Source organism: Olegusella massiliensis (assembly GCF_900078545.1).
Lineage (GTDB): Bacteria > Actinomycetota > Coriobacteriia > Coriobacteriales > Atopobiaceae > Olegusella > Olegusella massiliensis.
The window spans coordinates 315,325-332,459 of record NZ_FLLS01000002.1; the positions used below are offsets into that span (position 1 = coordinate 315,325).

At 50.2% G+C, this 17,135-nt stretch carries 12 protein-coding genes; 4 read left to right on the top strand and 8 right to left on the bottom strand.

Annotated elements, in window-relative coordinates; genetic code table 11:
• Positions 1-15 precede the first annotated feature (15 nt).
• On the top strand, positions 16-609 hold the full coding sequence (locus BN4314_RS08050) for a hypothetical protein (RefSeq protein ID WP_148424836.1): 594 nt from the start codon (positions 16-18) through the stop codon (positions 607-609).
• Positions 610-867: 258 nt separating this feature from the next.
• On the opposite strand, the gene rsgA is transcribed toward BN4314_RS08050, so the two are convergent.
• The 3 genes from rsgA to BN4314_RS01765 all read right to left on the bottom strand — a co-directional run bounded on the left by rsgA (position 868) and on the right by BN4314_RS01765 (position 5,393).
• Positions 868-2,085 carry a ribosome small subunit-dependent GTPase A gene (gene rsgA, locus BN4314_RS01755; protein ID WP_232309702.1) on the bottom strand — a complete coding sequence of 406 codons (1,218 nt, stop codon included), beginning with the start codon at positions 2,083-2,085 and terminating at the stop codon, positions 868-870.
• Position 2,086: 1 nt separating this feature from the next.
• Positions 2,087-4,768, bottom strand: a complete 2,682-nt coding sequence (locus BN4314_RS01760; protein WP_068539500.1) for a cation-translocating P-type ATPase — start codon at positions 4,766-4,768, stop codon at positions 2,087-2,089.
• A 142-nt stretch (positions 4,769-4,910) separates the two neighbouring features.
• Positions 4,911-5,393 (bottom strand): YhcH/YjgK/YiaL family protein, encoded by a 483-nt coding sequence (locus BN4314_RS01765; RefSeq protein WP_021735066.1) that lies wholly within the window; start codon positions 5,391-5,393, stop codon positions 4,911-4,913.
• Positions 5,394-5,631: 238 nt separating this feature from the next.
• On the opposite strand from BN4314_RS01765, the gene BN4314_RS01770 reads away from it, so the two are divergent.
• Both BN4314_RS01770 and pyk read left to right on the top strand, forming a co-directional pair.
• Positions 5,632-6,636, top strand: a complete 1,005-nt coding sequence (locus BN4314_RS01770; protein WP_068539502.1) for a 2-hydroxyacid dehydrogenase — start codon at positions 5,632-5,634, stop codon at positions 6,634-6,636.
• Between the two features lie 162 nt (positions 6,637-6,798).
• On the top strand, positions 6,799-8,238 hold the full coding sequence (pyk, locus tag BN4314_RS01775) for a pyruvate kinase (protein ID WP_068539504.1): 1,440 nt from the start codon (positions 6,799-6,801) through the stop codon (positions 8,236-8,238).
• 409 nt (positions 8,239-8,647) lie between these two features.
• On the opposite strand, the gene BN4314_RS01780 is transcribed toward pyk, so the two are convergent.
• Complete coding sequence (locus tag BN4314_RS01780; protein WP_068539506.1) at positions 8,648-10,024, bottom strand: alpha-amylase family glycosyl hydrolase; 1,377 nt, start codon at positions 10,022-10,024, stop codon at positions 8,648-8,650.
• Between the two features lie 40 nt (positions 10,025-10,064).
• On the bottom strand, positions 10,065-10,820 hold the full coding sequence (locus tag BN4314_RS01785; protein ID WP_068539508.1) for a GntR family transcriptional regulator: 756 nt from the start codon (positions 10,818-10,820) through the stop codon (positions 10,065-10,067).
• Positions 10,821-11,026: 206 nt separating this feature from the next.
• On the opposite strand from BN4314_RS01785, the gene BN4314_RS01790 reads away from it, so the two are divergent.
• Positions 11,027-12,448: an amidophosphoribosyltransferase gene (locus BN4314_RS01790; protein WP_068539509.1), complete on the top strand. Its 1,422-nt coding sequence runs from the start codon at positions 11,027-11,029 to the stop codon at positions 12,446-12,448.
• 123 nt (positions 12,449-12,571) lie between these two features.
• Here BN4314_RS01790 and BN4314_RS01795 read toward each other — a convergent pair whose 3' ends face one another.
• The 3 genes from BN4314_RS01795 to pheS are packed head-to-tail and all read right to left on the bottom strand — an operon-like array spanning position 12,572 to position 16,867.
• Positions 12,572-13,249, bottom strand: coding sequence for a hypothetical protein (locus tag BN4314_RS01795; protein WP_068539511.1), 678 nt, complete (start codon positions 13,247-13,249; stop codon positions 12,572-12,574).
• A 59-nt stretch (positions 13,250-13,308) separates the two neighbouring features.
• Positions 13,309-15,768 (bottom strand): phenylalanine--tRNA ligase subunit beta, encoded by a 2,460-nt coding sequence (gene pheT, locus BN4314_RS01800; protein ID WP_068539512.1) that lies wholly within the window; start codon positions 15,766-15,768, stop codon positions 13,309-13,311.
• Between the two features lie 31 nt (positions 15,769-15,799).
• On the bottom strand, positions 15,800-16,867 hold the full coding sequence (gene pheS, locus BN4314_RS01805) for a phenylalanine--tRNA ligase subunit alpha (protein WP_021735043.1): 1,068 nt from the start codon (positions 16,865-16,867) through the stop codon (positions 15,800-15,802).
• Positions 16,868-17,135: the final 268 nt, after the last annotated feature.

A 17,135-nucleotide genomic window follows, 5' to 3' on the forward strand; every position in this document is an offset into this window, starting at 1 on the left:
AGCAGCCAAACCACCTTGGACCAACTTCAACCCACGGCAATACTTTTGCAAAAGATGTTTCGTTTCTTCAAGCTGCGGCTTTACGAAAAAACAAAACATCGCTGTACCATTGCCCCTTCACGAATCCTCCAAAAGGCAGCAATCGACAAGTCCATGGCAAGTTGTAATCTCAAAGTACGCCGGCTACACAGAGCATCCGGTGGCTTTGGTGCAAGCAATGCAAAATTTAATGTTCGAATAAATATCAACTCGAATTGGCAATACATATTAAAGAAGCCATATCTCGTGGTAGATGCTTTATTTCATGTGCACAATACCCATACTCGAAAAAAGCGTCGAGACAGTGTCATCGAGTTCAACGGACTCTGCTGGCATGGAGGGCGCCCACAAATGAACGAAGACAATCTTCGTCGGCATGCTCTCGAGAATGCTGGATACGATGTGAGATTCATTACGGGTCGAGATTTTTACGATTTTCGTGCATGGAACATGATTGGGGAATCAATTTGTTGCGCAACTGGCATCGTTCTTCGTCCTGCTTCGCAAAAAATGATGCATAAGCGCCAACAAGTCCATCGGGATTTTTGTAACGACGGCTGCTTAAGGTAAGGGTCACATTGCCTCAGGCCCGCATTACTAAAACTTTTAGCCCCGTGGAAGCGTTTTTGGTAGGAACGCGAACAAAAATGTCTCCTCGGGGCTAAAAGTTTGAACTATCTGGGGGCGGAGGGGCTGTGTGGAATGACAGGCGTGTGGAGCGGAGGAGCATGCAGAATGGAGGGCTGTGTGGAGTAGAGGGCTATATGGGATAGAAGGCTCTGTGGGATGAACGTGTTTACAGACAAGGAGGCGTACGAAATAAAGAAATTATAGGGTGACATCGGGATCTAGGGTAGAAAGGCTGATACGCATTTCAGCGGCGAGGGCGAGATAGGCCGACAAAGCCTCCTCGCTAAATTCCCCATCGGATAAAGCCTCTTGTACAGCACAGCCAGGCTCATGGGTATGCGTACAATCCCTAAAACGACAACCCATAGCTGCCTGCGCGATTGCGGGAAAGACCAGCGCAAGACCACGTTCATGCCCCACCAAAGGCAAGGACCTCAAGCCTGGTTCGTCTACAATAACACCTCCATTAGGAAGCAAAACCATACGTCGCGCGACCGTCGTGTGGCGTCCCGCATCATCCCGCGACCGCACAGCACCCGTCTCAAGAGACTCACGCCCCAGCAAAGTATTAAGCAACGATGACTTACCGGCTCCAGATTCACCGAGCACAATAGCCACCGTACCAGCAGGCACCAATGCCCTCACTGCATCAACGCCTCGACCAGCCTTTGAAGACGTCAAAGCCAAAGGAGCATCAGCGCCTAACACTGCTTTTACCGTCTTCTCTGCCGCACTTAACTCATCTGCCTTTACACGATCAACTTTGGTGAGAATTACAGCAACCCGAGCCCCACAATCACGCGCCACAACAGCAGGGCGAGCAACACGATCAGCAGTAATCGCTCGCTCCCCCATCGCAAGAGCAATCAGCACAATGTCCACGTTAGCGGCAAGAGTTTGCTTTTCTCCGCGAGATTTACCACGCCAGCGAGCAATATCGCTTTCACGAGGCAATACCGCCTCAATCACACCCATTTCGTGCTGCGCAGGCACACGCAAAACTACCCAATCGCCCACAGCAACGCGCGTTGAAGCAGAAAGCTCTGCTCCTACATGACCTGCAAGTTTTACCGTAGCAGGTTTGCGGCTCCCTGCCTTGGAAAGTCCCACGGCAAACTCGGCACGTATCAAACCGTCTTTCCAAGCAATCGCGGGAAACCCGCGATCCAAACGTACGACACAGCCTAAATACAACTCACGCGCATCAGCTTCATCCGTTTCGCTCATAGCGGCTATAGCAGCTGCAAAAGCCTCTTGCTGCGCTACGCTCGCATGTAATGCCTCAAAATCTGGTACGTCAGCGAGAGAGGAAAGCGCTGGCAGGGCCTCCTCAACCCCACCAGCGCTCATTTCTTTTGCACGACGCTGCAAGGCGCCGACACGAGACTGAGACTTTTTTGAAAGTCGATACGTCACATTACTCCTCGCTCTTGCCAAGCTTACGCATGACAAGCTTGTAAATCTCCACGATAGGAATGATAAGCAGAGCCAAGCCCAAAGACATGAGATAGTGTGCCACATCGAGCTCAGCAAAGCCGAAGACCGCAGAAAGCGGAGTCTCGATGACCACCCACGTCAACAGCAGAGCAACAGCAAAAGCACCCCATGCCCAAGTATTTTGCGTAGGCAAACCAAAGACAGAATTGCGACGACTGCGCATGTTGAAGGAGTGGAACATCTCGACCATCGAAAGCGTTAAAAACGCCATGGTCATACCCATAACGCCATTTTTATCGCTAGCTACGGCATCAGCCAGAGGCACACCAGCGGCCTGAATACCAATGAAATATGCTGCCATGGTTAAGCAAGAAATTGCCACACCCTGGAAGATCGTATCGGCACCCATTCCATTAGCAAAGATACCATCTTGGCTTTTGCGGGGGCGACGACGCATAATATCTGGCTCAGCTGCCTCCATGCACATGGCAAGTGCAGGCAAGGAGTCAGTAATGAGGTTAATCCACAGCAGATGTGTTGGCTCAAGGATGGTAAAGCCAATCAGCGATGCAATAAAGACAACGATGACCTCAGCGAGATTAGAAGAAAGCAAAAATTGAATCGCCTTGCGGATGTTGTCATAGATACGGCGGCCTTCTTCAACAGCACCAATGATGGTGGCAAAGTTGTCATCAGCAAGTACCATATCGGCTACACCCTTAGTAACGTCAGTACCCGTGATACCCATACCAACGCCGATATCAGAACGCTTGATAGAGGGAGCATCGTTAACACCGTCGCCAGTCATGGCAACAACCATGCCCTTTTTCTTCCAGGTATCAACGATACGAGTTTTGTGTTCGGGCTGAACACGCGCGTAGACACCAATATCCTCGATGCGCTTATCAAATTCCTCGTCAGACAGACGATCGAGTTCTACGCCTGTAATAGCCTCATCGCGCCCCCTTACGATGCCGAGTTCTTTGGCAATAGCAACTGCAGTATCGATGTGGTCACCAGTAATCATCACCACGCGCATACCAGCGCCATGGGCTTCTTCAATTGCAGCTTTGACCTCAGGACGAACCGGATCAATCATGCCGCAAAGGCCAATAAAGGTCATATCGTGCTCAAGATCCGCTGCAACATAGCTCGCAGGCGCAGTCTTGCCATAATTGACACGCGCCGCCGCCATAACACGCAACGCGTCGTTGGCCATGAGCTTGTTCTGCTCCATGATGGTGGCACGCCACTCATCGGTCATCGGCACAACGCCATCTTTGGTCTGCATCTTTGTGCAGCGTGCAAGCACAACGTCGGGGCCACCCTTGGTGTGCTGGATATAATCACCATCAGGCGAAAGATTGACTACAGACATCATCTTACGGCCAGAGTCAAAGGGCGCCTCGCCCACACGGGGATTTGCATAGTCAAGGTCATCGGACAAAAATCCCAATTTGGCAGCATCTGCAACGAGGGCCGCTTCGGTGGGCTCACCAATAGCCTTTTCTGCAGCAGCATCCCATTTTGCATCCGAGGACAGCACCATGCAGCGCACAAGGCGATCAATATTTTCAGAGTAATGACGCACAACCGTCATCTTGTTTTGGGTCAGAGTGCCTGTCTTATCGGAGCAAATTACCTGCGTGCAGCCCAAGGTTTCAACAGCATTCATCTTGCGAACGATGGCATGACGACGGCTCATCTTGGTCACGCCAATGGAAAGAGCAATGGTCACAACAGCGACGAGACCCTCAGGAATAGCGGCGACTGCCAATGACACAGCAACCATAAAGGTATTCAAAACCTCAGGTACATTTGAGAAGAAGGCAAGGCCACCATGCTGGATAACACCCACCAAAAAGACCACGGCACAAATACCCACAACAAGCTTGGTAAGAATACCCGAAAGCTCGTTAAGCTTGACCTGTAGGGGCGTGAGCTCATCTTTTGCCTGTGCAATAGCATCAGCAATTTTGCCCATTTCAGTCTGCATGCCAGTCGCGACAACTACAGCACGACCACGACCATATACCACGGTCGATCCCATGTAGCACATGTTTTTACGATCGCCCAGAGGTACATCGTCGTTACCCGCAGGTAAACCGAGTACTTCAGCAATCTTGTTGGCTGGTACCGACTCACCCGTAAGAGCTGACTCTTCAATCTTGAGAGAAGCGCTCTCCAAAATACGACAGTCGGCAGGCACTGCATCGCCCGCCTCAAGCACCACAATATCGCCTGGGACCAAGTCGGCTGAGGCAACAACGATTTGCTTACCATCACGAATTACCTTGGACTGAGCAGCACTCATCTCCTGCAAAGCTGCAAGGGCATTTTCGGCCTGGTATTCCTGCACCACACCCAATATAGAATTAAGGATGACAACAAACATGATGATAAAGACATCAGCAAAGTCCGCTTCTCCCTGAGCCATGCTCGTAGCCGCGGAAATAAGAGCAGCAATAATAAGCATGATGACCATGGGGTCAGCCATCATTGAGAAGAAACGCTTCCACAGCGGATCCTTCTCTGCTTCCTTTAGCTTGTTTTGACCAACTTTTTCAAGACGGGCTGCAGCTTCAGTTGCGGCAAGGCCCAACTCTTCGGACGAAGCCTGCTTTTGCAGTACCTCGCGCGAACTCTCTAGATACTCTTTCACGTGTCCCTCCTGGCTATCTTGGCTGCACAAAGCAGCCCCCTCTCCTCGCTTGGCGCAAGGTGCCCGATAATAATTCCCCAGGAGGGGCAAGGGCTCACCTACAATTACGCCGAAGCGCTTATAACAACCTTAGTATTTTATTCTACTCATCCCAAAACTTATCGCCCAAGACCTTAAAGCAAATCTTTTTAACCGCTGCAGGTGTAGCGCCTGGTACGGTCAATGTTGGCATATGAGGTTCGCCTGCAACAAAGAGCGCAAAACGCCCATGAGCAAGCGTGCCATCAATCACATCGGCACCCTCCGCCGCATCTGCCAGCTGAAAATCGTCCTGTTCGTTAAACTCGGCTATTTGAATTACCGGACCAGGCGTGACTTTAAAGCACTCCTCGCCTTCCAAATCGACTTGCAAATCCATATAGCGACGGTGCCATTCATAGTGTGCATCCTGTGCATAACGCGTCGTTGCGCTCATCACGTTGGCAAATACACGTTTCCCATCAATTTCATTAGTTCCTAGGGGCAGTTCGCGCATATCATGCGAGTCAAGCCAGTCAATCAGCACGTCAAGACCCTTGTACAAACCGCGATAACGATTAAGTTTGCTTAGTCCATCGTAAATCATGACTCTCCTCATCTCCGCATGCCGCCTACGCTACAAACAATTATAGGAAGATAGAAAGCTGTTGATTTTAATAGTTAACCAGAGATAGAAAGTGACACTAATTTGTCGTGCAATTCCTAGGATAGACCTCCCTTGGGTTGTTCATACGCTAGAATTAAAGCAAGTCCGAGCAGGTTGTGCCAAAGTCCAGGACCGACCTGGATATGCGCGCACGTCTTTTAAGAAAGGACGCTACACCATGAGGATTCTTTTTTACGGTACTGCTAGCTACGACCAAGAGTCATTCGAGAAGGAAATTGCTGATTTCCCCGATGTCAAGATTGACTACACCGAGACCAACTTGACACCCATGACCGCAGCTCTTGCCCGCGGTTATGATGCTGTTTGCGCTTTTGTCAACGCTGACATCTCAGCTATGACCCTTGAGATTCTCAAGGGCTTTGGTATTGGTTTGGTACTCATGCGTTGTGCAGGCTTTGACGCCGTCAACGTTCCTATGGCAACCGAGCTTGGCATCAAGGTTACTCGCGTTCCTGCTTACTCCCCCGAGGCCATTGCTGAGCACGCTATGGCACTAGGCCAGGCAGCCAACCGTCGTATCCACAAGGGTTATATCCGTGTCCGCGAAAACAACTTTGCCCTTAATGGTCTGGTTGGCGAGACTCTGTATGGCAAAACCGCAGGTATTGTCGGCACTGGTCGCATTGGTGCTGCTCTTTGCCGCATCTGCAAGGGCTATGGCATGACCGTTTTGGGTTCAGATCTCTATCCCAACCAAGCACTTGTTGACGAAGAGCACGTTGTTGATGAGTATGTCGACTACGATGAGCTATATCGTCGTTCTGACTTCATCAGTCTCCACGCCTTCCTTAACAAGGATAGCTACCATCTCATCGACGATGAGGCCATCGATAAGATGAAGCCTGGCGTCATCTTTGTGAATACTGGTCGTGGTGCATTGGTAGATACCCAGGCGCTCATCCGCGGCATCATCTCTGGCAAGATTGGCGCTGCTGGTCTGGACGTTTACGAAGAAGAAAACGCCAACGTCTATCAGAACCGCTCTGGCGAGATTGTCGATTCTGTTACTGCACGTCTTTGCTCTTTCCCCAACGTTGTTATGACCTCTCACCAGGCATTCTTCACTCACGAGGCGCTCTCTCAGATTGCTCGCGTCACCCTGGAGAATGCTCAGCACTACGCTCGCGAAGAGGAGTTCATCCCCCGCAGCGTTGTCTGCTAAATAATGTATATGTGTAAGCCCTGTGCGGACGCGTGAAACATGTATTCCTTTTGCGCGTCCGCGCTCTTAGGCGGATATCATATGCCGTCGTCTTTGTGAATGAAGACAAGCGATGCTCACGTATTAAATCAGCATTGCAGTAGGTTTTATGATAGGAGTTCGATGAATAAGCGTACTAAAATTGTTTGCACCATGGGTCCTGCTACTGAAAGCGACAATGTTCTTCGTCAGCTCATTGTCAACGGCATGAACGTTGCTCGCTTTAACTTCAGCCATGGTAGCCATGAATATCACCGTAAGAATATTGAGCGTGTTCGCAATATCTCCCGCGAGCTGGGTCTGCCTGTTGCCATCATGCTTGACACCAAAGGACCCGAGGTTCGTACAGGAGAACTCGAGGGCCATCAGAAGGTCATGCTCCAAACAGGCGGAAAAGTTATCATCACTACCGACACCAGTGTTCCTGGCAATGCCGAGCGCTTTTCCCTTGACTATGAAGAACTTCCCAACGAGGTTACCAAGGGTTCTATCATTTTGGTCGATGATGGCTTAATCGGCCTTGAGGTTGACCACGTTGAAGGCAATGAAATCTTCTGCGACATCGTTAATGGCGGTGAGCTAGGCGAAAAGAAGGGCGTCAACGTTCCTAATGTCGAGATTGGTTTGCCTTCGGTCACCGCGCAGGACCGTGCCGACATTATGTTTGGTTGCGAGTTAGGTATTGACGCAATCGCTGCATCCTTTATTCGTAATGCCGAAGCAGTACGCGAGATTCGCAAGATTTGTGCCGATGCAGGTAACTTTGGTGTTCTCATTCTTCCCAAAATTGAGAGCTCCGTAGGTGTTAAGAACTTTGACGAAATTTTGGCAGTATCTGACGGCATTATGGTTGCCCGTGGCGACTTAGGTGTTGAGGTGCCTTCCGAGCAGGTTCCCCACATCCAAAAGCAGATCATCCATAAGTGCAATGCTGCCTACAAGCCTGTTATCACGGCCACTCAAATGCTTGACTCAATGATTCGTAACCCTCGCCCAACTCGCGCTGAGGTTACCGACGTTGCAAATGCAATTTACGACGGTACTGACTGCGTCATGCTCTCTGGTGAGACTGCAGCTGGTAAGTATCCGGTTCAGGCCGTCAAGACGATGGCAAATATTTGCGTTGAGACTGAGCGCTACTTACCTGAACGTCCCGACTTTAAGGAGCGCGAAGGTGTCCGTAATGTCAACTCTGCCATCGGCCACTCCTGTGTCCAAATTGCCGATCAGGTAGATGCCAAGTGCATCATCTGCCCAACTCACTCTGGTCGTACTGCTCTCCTCATTTCTACGTTCCGTCCCCACCTGCCCATCTACGCTATGTCTCCCATTGCACAGACAGCACGCCGTTGCTGCTTTATGTGGGGTGTAGAATCCTTCCGTACAACCGAGCAAGGGTCTTTATCTGCAACTCTGTACAATGCGTTGCAGGTTGCAAAGGCTCACGGCGCAGTTAATTCCGGCGATATTGTTGTTATTACCGCAGGCGATCCTCAGACTTCGCCTCGCCAAGGTGACTATACCACCTCAACCAACATGGCGATGGTGGCCCAGGTACAATAAGCCAACATCCCCACGAAAAGGGATGCAGGGCATTTTGACTTATAAGGGATAGACTTTACGGAAATAAAGTCTATCCCTTTGTCTTGAGTCCTCTCATTCCCGTAGATGGTTCGTTTCCGTAGAGTCCGCTCATTTCCAAAGATGGTCCAGGATTTCCACCGCAACCCCTTCCCTTTCCAAAGATGGTTCGTTTCTCGACTTAGAGAAAAATCTGACCTGCGGTTTTATAGTCGTTGCATCCGAAGCTTGAACCATCTTTTGGCAAGCAGCTCGAAGTTTGAACCATCTTCTTGCATGCTTTTTTGCTTAAAGAAAGCACTCTCGGCTACCCCTATCACAAGGCAGGAGTAATCGAGAGTGCTCAAAATGTTCTAAAAAACTACTACCCAAAAAAGCTGTCAAGCAAAAACTAGCGCTCGCAAAGCCAATAGTGACACGAGAAGGCCTCAACTTCACTACCGCCACCAAAATCGTGTTCCTCACCTGTAATGAGATCGGTCGCAAGCCCACAGCCCGCATCAAAATGCAAAGTTACGGGCGCATCAGAAGCGTTAATCGCCACAATGACTCTCTTGCCCTCTGCTACACGCTGGAAAACTAACTGCTGAGGCTGACAAAGCAGCTCGTGATAGTCACCCATAGTCAAAGCTACACTGCCCTCAAACTTGGTACGAGCCGCAATAAGAGAAGCAATCCAGTCAGTAAGTTCATTCCACTCAGGATGCGCATAAGCAGGGCGCAGCTCATGGTCTCCAGGCAACTGATCTGCATCATCACCCCACTCACTTGCATAATAGAGGTTGGGTACACCACACATGCCATAGAGCAGTCCATAAATTGGGCGCAGCTGGCGTTTGTCGGTAAGCTTGGCAGCGATACGAGGTACGTCGTGGTTGTCCACAAAGGTCAGTAAATGCTTACCTGTATACAAATCCCAAGGCTTGTCACCGCTCTGGCGCTCAAGAGTATAAGCAATCTCATGCATATTGGCAGAGTTAAAGCTCGACCACAGGCCCTTATAGGCCTCATAGTTATAAACAGAGTCGCAAGCACGATCATTCATCCAGCAGTTGTAGTCACCAAACATGACCTCACCAATTAGCAGGAATTTCTTGCCGCGCTTTTCGCTCAGTTCATCAGAAACTTGACGCAAATATCCCAAGAAACCCGCATCGAGACAATAGGCTACATCAAGACGTATGCCATCTATATCAAACTCACTTTCCCAACCGCGCATCACATTGGCAATATATTCGTTGAGCTCAAAATTGATATGGTTGAGTTTTACTAGGTAATTGACGCCGTTCCAGTCCTCGTAAGAAAACCCATCGTCATAGATGTTATTGCCCTGCCAATTGATGCAAAACCAATCGGCATAAGGACTATTCTGCTTGTTTTTAAGGACATCTTGGAACGCCCAAAAACCACGGCCAACATGATTGAACACGCCATCAAAAATAACCGAAATCCCTGCCTCATGAAAAGCAGCAACAATCTTTTTGAGATCAGCGTTTGTACCTAAACGCGCATCGACTTTGGTGTAATCGCGCGTATCATAGCCGTGCGCATCGCTCTCAAAGAGCGGATTGAGCATTACAGAATCACAGCCCAAACGCTGAATGTGCTCAATCCAACCATCATCAATAATATTGAGCAGCCGATGACCATCGGTGGCATGTGTACCCACCTCTACCTGACCTTCGGAGCTGCCGTCATTGCGCCAAGGAGCACCGCAAAGACCTAGCGGGTAAATCTGGTACATAGCAGATGTCTCGTACCAATTCATTGTTCTCTCCACTTCTTATCACAAGCGAGGATTGCGAAATTTACTCGCCTACTACACCGCGCACACGTCGTGTTTCGTTAGAAATGACACAACGATTAGCAGGCAACCATACACTTCCCCATTCGAAGGGTGTTTCATCTTCTAAAAAGACCAGCTGATCTAGATCAAGCACAGGCGCATGCTCATCACAATCCAGCCATCCGCCACGCGTCTTGCCAGCCGTACGGGCGCTGTAAACCATCTCGGACCTACCAACACTTTTGCCGCTTAGACGTTCTACCACGGCAAATAGTGGTTCCTTACCCAAATCGACTTTGTCGAGACCGGGACACGCAGAAAGTGACAGGTGGCTCTCAATCAACATCACTGCGCGTTTGCGTACATAGCGCACGCGTACTAGATAGAGATATTCCTCACCTGCTTCCAACTGTAAGTGCTCCGCACATGCTGCGTTTGGCTTCTCAACGCGCCGCAACACAACCTTCGTCTCGTAATCAATGCCCTGAGCACTCATTGACTCGCCAAAAGAAAGGAGACGATTAGAAGAAGGACACGCCATAATAGGCTGGGTCACAAAAGTACCTCGACCCTGCTGTTGCACCAGTAGCCCCTCATCTACCAGCTGCCGAATACCTTTTTGGACAGTCCCACGAGAAAGTTGCAGCATACTCATAAGCTCATGCTCAGAAGGAATGGGCTTATTAACGCCCCACTCCTTAGAATAAATGCGTTCGCGTATGTAGTCGGAAACTTGCACATACAAGAGCTTGCCGTCCGACCGGTCAAACTTCGGCATGCCGTTCTCGCCTCACTCAACTCTAGTTATTGCAACGCTTTACATCATATCGTGAGCAGCCCTCGCTTACTTCCACAGCTTGCTATGTTTTTATTAACTTTTGCTGTAAGAGCGTATGTAACTGAAAATTACCCATGCAACGCTCCTATAATTGACACACGTGTCATGTGCACACACGTATTCATAAGGTTAACGAAAGGACCTCTATGGGTGGCTTTTTTGGAGCGGTTTCGCACAAGGACGTTGCGCTCGACGTTTATTTTGGTGTCGATTACCACTCCCACCTTGGTACCAGGCGCGCCGGCATGGTACTGCATGACCCTAGCACGGGTTTTCAACGCAAGATGCACTCTATCGAGAACAGTCCCTTCCGCACAAAGTTCGAACGCGACTTGCAATCTCTGCAAGGTCCCTCAGGGATTGGTTGTATCTCGGACAACGACCCCCAACCGCTCATTGTTCGTTCAAGGCTAGGGACGTATGCCCTCACCACCGTAGGCTGCATCAACAATACAGATGAGCTGGTAGATGCCTATATTACACAAGGTGCTCAGCTTGCTGTCCAGAGCCCTGGTCGCGTCAATAGCACCGAACTTATTGCGGCTCTCATCAATCAAAAAGAGGATTTTGTTGAAGGTATTAAGTATGCCCAGAGCAAGATTGATGGCTCGCTTACCTTGCTAATCATGACCGAGGATGGCGCTATTATTGCCGCACGCGATAATATGGGCCGCTTACCTGTACTCATTGGCACCAACGAAGAAGGTTATGCTGTATCCTTTGAGTCTTTTGCTTACGAAAAACTGGGTTATACCAACGAGCATGAGCTGGGACCCGGTGAGATTGTCCGCGTGACTGCCGAAGGCTGGGAGACTCTCGCAGAGCCTGGAGATGAGATGCGCATTTGCGCCTTCCTCTGGGTTTACTATGGTTATCCCAACTCAAATTACGAAGGTGTCAATGTTGAGACCATGCGCTATCGCAACGGTCATATCATGGCTAAGCGCGAGAAGGAAAGCGATGGCATCCCCGATGTTGACTTTGTTGCAGGTGTGCCCGACTCAGGCCTGCCTCATGGCATCGGCTATGCAAATGAGAGCGGCAAACCTCTCGCTCGCCCCTTTGTCAAATACACGCCTACCTGGCCTCGCTCTTTTATGCCAGCAAACCAAAACGTACGCAACCGCGTAGCAAAGATGAAGCAAATTCCTGTCCAGGAGCTTATTGAGGGCAAAAAGCTTTTGCTGGTTGACGACTCCATCGTACGCGGCACCCAATTGCGTGAGACCGTTGATTTTCTCTACAACACTGGCGCCGCCGAAGTACATATGCGTTCTGCTTGCCCGCCCATTATGTATGGCTGCAAGTATCTGTCCTTCTCTCGCTCCAACACTGACCAAGAGCTTATTGCGCGTCGCACTATTCGCAAACTCGAAGGTGATGAGGCCGACCAGCACATCGCTGAGTATGCTGACCCCACCACAAAGCGTGGTAAATGTCTACTGCGCACCATCTGTGAGGAACTGGGCTTTGATTCGCTTGGTTTTCAGACTCTTGATGGCATGCTCGAAGCTATCGGCATCGATCGCAAGCTTGTCTGCACCTACTGCTGGGATGGTCGCGAATAACACCACAGCTGCGCGGATTTGCAATCGGCACCCTCTGCTGACCTGTAGTCCGCGCATAACTTTACGCTAGATACAGAAAGCTACATTCTACTTCATGCTGGATGCCAAATACCACGTAAACAGCTATAAAAGGCCTTCGGCATAGGCAAGCAGACCCGCAGAAATTGTCGCATTAACCTCGTCGAATACGCGCGCAAAAAAAGCAGCGTCAAGTAGGGAGTAGCGTGGAGTACTGCCGATATGATGTGCCTGCGTTATCTCCACCCTCTCACGAGCCACCTCAACCGCCGCACGCACATCAACTTCAGCCACCTCGTATTGGGGAAACGCTCTGCATTGCTCAATAAGCTCAGGCGTCACACGAGGCGTCATAGAGATGGAAAGAGTCCTGCCAAAGTGCTCAAAGTCACTCTGCTTTCGGATACGCAGTGGATCACCGTATTCAAGGCCCTGCTTGACGATGAGCTCGTTGACATGGTGGTTATACAGATGATCTGCCACCAAATGCGCCCAAGCACCAAGCACTACATCGGATATACGGCCCTCCCCGTCTCGGTTAGACTCGGCATAACTCTGCCAAAACTCCTGATAATCGGGTTCGGGCATATGATACGGATCAGCAAAATGAGTCGTACGATAATCAATAATTTTGCTCACACGGGGCACCATGTAGCCCACGTACACATCAGGAAGGAAGTTACCAAAAAGAAAGCAATTCACATCGCAAATTCCCAGCTCAGAGGGTATATGTTCCTCAAGTAGCTGTTCGACTTGCGCAGTATGAATATTCCAGCTTGGCATCTTCCTCCCCTCTTGAACTTTACGCGCGAGATAGCCTTTATGTGCGAGGCAGCTCGTACTTAAGAACGAACTTCGCCACCCGTAGATTTTGTTACCTTGGTCACAAGCTTACTATGTGCTTTTTCTACCTCATCTGAGGTCAACGTATGGTCATCAGCACGATAGGTCAGCGAGAACGCCATCGACTTTTTGCCTGCACCAACACGCACAGTATCGCGATAGACATCAAAGAGCTGAACTTCACGCAAAAGTTTGCCACCAGCTGAACGCAGACGTTGCATAACCTGCTCACAGGTCACAGACTCGTCAACTACCAAGGCAAGATCCACTGCAACACCAGGTAGGGTGGGCACATCTTGGTAAGGAAGTTCACGCTTGGCAAGGCGCAAGAGCGCTGCCAGTGAAAGTTCAAAAGCAACCACCGGCTCATCAATACCAAAGCGACGCAAAGCCAGCGGGTGGATATTTCCAACCCAACCCAGTAGCTCGCCACCAGCAAGAATCTCAGCAGCACGGCCAGGCTGTAGCCAACAGTACTTCTCGGGCTCTGCCACCTTATAGCGGACCTTGGTCAGACGGAGCGCCGAGGTCAACTGTTCAATGACTCCCTTGGCATCAAAGAAGTCAAGTTGAGCATATTTCGTATCCCACTCATCAAGGTTCCAACGACCGCAAAGTACGCCCGCCACCATCGATGGCTCATCGGGTGAGCTCTTCTTGGGATGACCATAAAAAACGCGACCAATTTCATATAGATGAACGTTGGGCGTGCCATGATCGAGGTTATACGCTACCGAACGCAACAGTCCTGGAATAATGCTGCGGCGCATCTCGGCCTGATCGGCCACCAGCGGATTCATGATACGTACGGGAATGCCGCGACCTTCCTCAGACATGCCCAGCTTTGCCAAATCATCCATCTCGGCAAAGCAATACGTACTCGTCTCGGATAGGCCACAACTACGCAAAGTAGCACCAATGCGACGAATACGCTGTTGATCAACGGACAGACCACCAGCATGATTGCGTGCTGCAGGCAAAGTTGGCTCAATGTCACCCTCACCCCACAGGCGGCACACCTCTTCGATAAGATCGACTTCACGGGTCAAGTCAGGACGATTGGTGGGAACGGTTACCTTGAAAGAAGCAGGGTCGCTGGTATCCACCTTGCAGCCAAGTCTCATCAGGCGAGTAATCATAAATTTATCATCCACAGGAGCGCCGCAAAGCAGGCGCACACGAGCAGGACGTAGCTCAACTACAGGCGCTACTGTAGGCACAGGATACGCATCGACTATGCCAGCGCAAACCTCAGCACCACAGCACTGCTCAAATAAGGCCGCTGCGATATCAGACACCTCAGCACAGCGAGCGGCATCCACCTGACGCTCATAACGAATAGAAGCCTCACTCATCAAATCAAGCCTGCGGCTGGTGCGTGATATATGACCATGGTCAAAGCAGGCAGACTCCAGTAGAACATCGGTTGTATTCTCATCAATTTCGGAGTTCTCACCACCCATGACACCAGCAAGACAAATAGGCGTCGTACCATCATCGGTAATAAGAGGCATATCGCTATCGAGCACACGATCTTGACCATCAAGAGTCACCAGCTGCTCACCATCGCCAGCAGCACGTACAACAATGTGCCGTTTACCATCACGTTCTGAGAGTTTGTTCAAATCAAAGGCATGCAAGGGCTGGCCCGTCAAAAACATCACGTAGTTAGTTACATCTACTACATTGTTGATGGGACGAGCGCCTGCAGCAGTCACGCGACGAGCAAGCCACTCAGGACTAGGGCCTATTTTGACATGACGAAGCACGCGTGCGGTATAACGCGAGCAAAGTGTGGGATCATCAATCTGCACATCAACTAAATCAGATGTCTGCTCCTCTGTCTCATGAGCGATGCGAGGCAGCTCGATGTGTGTATCTTCATCAAGAATTGCCGAAGTCTCTTGCGCAACGCCTGTCATCGACAAACAGTCTGGGCGATTAGGTGTCATCTCACAGTCGATAACGGTATCGGACAGGCCATACCAATCAGCAAAATCGAGACCAACCGGCGTATCCTCGGGCAAAATCCAAATGCCCGAGTGATCAGAGCCAAATCCCAACTCACGCTGAGAACAATTCATACCATGAGAGTCTATACCACGAAGTTTGCTCTTCTTAATTTTGAAGCCACCAGGCAACTCGGCACCAACCATAGCAACAACAATATGGTCGCCCTCTTCAAAATTCTGTGCACCGCAGACAATCTGCAACGGCTCGGGATTACCTTCTTTATCAACGTTTTTCTTGCCAACGGACACCTGACAGAGCCACATATGGTCTGAGTCGGGATGGGGCTGCTTTGAAATCACTTGACCTGTGACCACATCATGCAGGTCAGCACCCATTTTTTCGACAGCTTCGACTTCAGTACCAGTACGAACAAACTCAGCTACCAAATCTTTGGGATCGGCAGGCACATCGATCATCGACTTGAGCCACTCATATGAAACGCGCATTAGTATTGTCCCTTCTTGGTCGCGCGGGGTATTAGAACTGCTTGAGGAAGCGCTCGTCGCCAGTCATCAACATGCGTAGGTCAGGCAGGTCATAACGCAGGGCAGCAACGCGCTCAACACCGATACCAAAGGCAAAGCCGGTGTATTTTTCGGGATCAATGTCTACATAACGCAAAACGTTGGGATCGACCATGCCGCAGCCCAAAATCTCAAGCCAACCAGTATTTTTGCAAAAACGGCAGCCTTTACCATGGCATACGCCACAAGAGACATCAACCTCACAACTCGGCTCGGTAAAAGGGAAGAAGTGCGGACGGTAGCGTGTCGCACGATCTTTACCAAAGATTTCACGACAGAAGTAATCAAGGGTTCCTTTAAGGTCGCCAAAAGTAATACCTTCGTCAACCACCAAACCTTCCACCTGCGTAAACTGAGGTAAGTGATTGGCGTCTGCGGTATCGGGACGAAATACGGTACCTGGACAAATCATATAGATAGGCGGTTTGCGCTGCTCCATAACGTGTACTTGTACGCCCGAGGTCTGAGTACGCAGCAGCAAATCCGAGCTTGAAAGTCCCAAGTCACCCTTACCCTCAGGAGCGTTATCAACCACATAGAAGGTATCGTTTGCCGAGCGACTGGGGTGATCAACAGGAGCATTAAGCGCGGTAAAGTTGTGATAAACATCCTCGATATAAGGACCATCCTCAACGGTATAGCCCAATCCACAAAAAACGTCTTCAATCTCCTCACGAATTTGTGAGATGAGATGCTGGGTGCCAATACGAGAAGAGCGACCAGGTAGAGTCACATCCACTGCCTCAGCAGAAATTTGCTTGTCAAGAGCAGCCTGATCGAGTTCACCCCTACGTGCAGCAATCATAGCTTCGATATTAGAGCGAACCGTATTTGCCAGTTTGCCCATTGCGGGGCGCTCCTCAGGAGCGACTTTTCCCATCATACGCATGATGGCCGTGAGGCGACCCTTTTTGCCGGTTGCCGCAACGCGGACCTGCTCGAGTTCCTCGACCGTCTGAGCCTTATCAAGACCCTCCCTCACCTGTGCTTTAATGGCAGCAAGTTCGTCGGTCATTGCCATGTACTTTCCTCCTTCACGCAATAAAAAACCGTCCTTGACGCGCAACAGCGCAATCCAAGGACGGATGTCTCCGCGGTACCACCTCAGTTGAGCGGCGGATGTCTGCCCACCGTCTCCTCTTTTGTTCTGTGTCGTAGAACTTACGGCTCACTTAATGATATGCGCAATGAAACGCATATGTTCGGATTGCAGCTGTTAGAGTGAACTCTGTTTGTCAACCTCAGAGGCACCTCTCAACCGCTGAGTGCCCTCTCTGTCTGAAGCCATA

Coding starts and splice junctions, on each gene's coding strand:
- BN4314_RS01765 (WP_021735066.1), bottom strand. CDS start 5,393: ATGATTTACGATGGACTAAGCAAACTTAATCGTTATCGCGGTTTGTAC.
- BN4314_RS01770 (WP_068539502.1), top strand. CDS start 5,632: ATGAGGATTCTTTTTTACGGTACTGCTAGCTACGACCAAGAGTCATTC.
- pyk (WP_068539504.1), top strand. CDS start 6,799: ATGAATAAGCGTACTAAAATTGTTTGCACCATGGGTCCTGCTACTGAA.
- BN4314_RS01780 (WP_068539506.1), bottom strand. CDS start 10,024: ATGAATTGGTACGAGACATCTGCTATGTACCAGATTTACCCGCTAGGT.
- BN4314_RS01785 (WP_068539508.1), bottom strand. CDS start 10,820: ATGCCGAAGTTTGACCGGTCGGACGGCAAGCTCTTGTATGTGCAAGTT.
- BN4314_RS01790 (WP_068539509.1), top strand. CDS start 11,027: ATGGGTGGCTTTTTTGGAGCGGTTTCGCACAAGGACGTTGCGCTCGAC.
- BN4314_RS01795 (WP_068539511.1), bottom strand. CDS start 13,249: ATGCCAAGCTGGAATATTCATACTGCGCAAGTCGAACAGCTACTTGAG.
- pheT (WP_068539512.1), bottom strand. CDS start 15,768: ATGCGCGTTTCATATGAGTGGCTCAAGTCGATGATCGATGTGCCTGCC.
- pheS (WP_021735043.1), bottom strand. CDS start 16,867: ATGGCAATGACCGACGAACTTGCTGCCATTAAAGCACAGGTGAGGGAG.